Source organism: Stutzerimonas stutzeri (assembly GCF_000935215.1).
Lineage (GTDB): Bacteria > Pseudomonadota > Gammaproteobacteria > Pseudomonadales > Pseudomonadaceae > Stutzerimonas.
Genome location: NZ_JXXD01000385.1, coordinates 1 through 1,317, shown reverse-complemented (window position 1 = coordinate 1,317; position 1,317 = coordinate 1). Strand labels below are relative to the sequence as shown.

At 65.5% G+C, this 1,317-nt stretch carries 1 protein-coding gene; it reads left to right on the top strand.

The window, feature by feature from the left end:
* Positions 1 to 1,261 (top strand): carboxyltransferase domain-containing protein (locus tag LO50_RS23580; protein ID WP_044316562.1); only part of this gene is annotated, 1,261 nt, incomplete at its 5' end.
* Positions 1,262 to 1,317 lie beyond the last annotated feature (56 nt).

The following is a 1,317-nucleotide window of genomic DNA, read 5'->3' as shown; positions in this document are numbered from 1 at the left end:
ATATGCGCTCACCTCCCCCATCGTCCTCGACCTCGGCCAGGACGACACCCGTCTGGTCGCCCGACTCTCCGGCGACACCCATCTGCTGCTAGAAATCGGCGCGCCGGAACTGGACCTGGTGCTGCGCTTCCGCGGCCATGCGCTGATGCAGGCGTTGGAAGCCAAGGGACTCGACGGCGTCATCGACCTCACACCCGGCATCCGTTCGCTGCAAGTCCACTACCAGCCGGAAACCCTGCCGCTGGCCGTGCTGCTGGAGACCGTCGCCGGGCTGTGGGACGCAGTGTGCGCCGCGCAGGATCTCAAAGTCCCCTCGCGCATCGTTCACCTGCCGCTGTCCTGGGACGACCCGGCTTGCCAGCTGGCGATCGAGAAGTACATGACCACAGTGCGCAAGGATGCGCCCTGGTGCCCGAGCAACCTGGAATTCATCCGCCGCATCAACGACCTGCCGAACCTCGACGAGGTGTACCGCACGGTGTTCGAGGCCAGCTATCTGGTGATGGGCCTGGGCGACGTCTACCTCGGCGCGCCGGTGGCCACCCCGCTGGACCCGCGCCACCGGCTGGTCACCACCAAGTACAACCCGGCGCGCACCTGGACCGCCGAGAACTCGGTGGGCATTGGCGGCGCCTACATGTGCGTCTACGGCATGGAAGGCCCGGGCGGTTACCAGTTCGTCGGTCGCACTCTGCAGATGTGGAACCGCTACCGCGCGCTCGAGGCGTTCGGCGGCCAGCCCTGGCTGCTGCGTTTTTTCGACCAGATCCGTTTCTACCCGGTCAGCGCCGAGGAGCTGCTGAAGATTCGCCGCGATTTTCCGCTGGGCCGCTACCCGCTGAAGATCGAGGAGACCGAGCTGTGCCTCTCCGACTACCAGGATTTCTTGGTCAAGGAAGCCGAAGGCATTGAGGCCTTCCGCAGCCAGCAGCGCGCGGCCTTCGACGCCGAGCGCCAGCGCTGGATCGAATCGGGGCTGGCGCATTTCGAGAGCGAGGAAAAAGCGGCCGATCTCGGTGAAGACACCCCACTTGGCGCCGGTGAGCACGGCATCGAAAGCCATATCGCCGGCAATCTCTGGCAGGTGTCGGTGGCCGAGGGAGCGCGCGTGGCTGCCGGTGACGTGCTGGTGATCCTTGAGAGCATGAAGATGGAAATTCCGCTCATCGCTCCGGTCGCCGGGGTGGTGAAGGACATCCGTGTGCAACCCGGCTCCCCGGTGCGCGCCGGCCAACGGGTGGTGGTGATCGAGGAGGTTTGAGAACTGTGGTCTTTGCCGACCATTTCCCCCTCACCCTAGCCCTCTCCCTCAGGGAG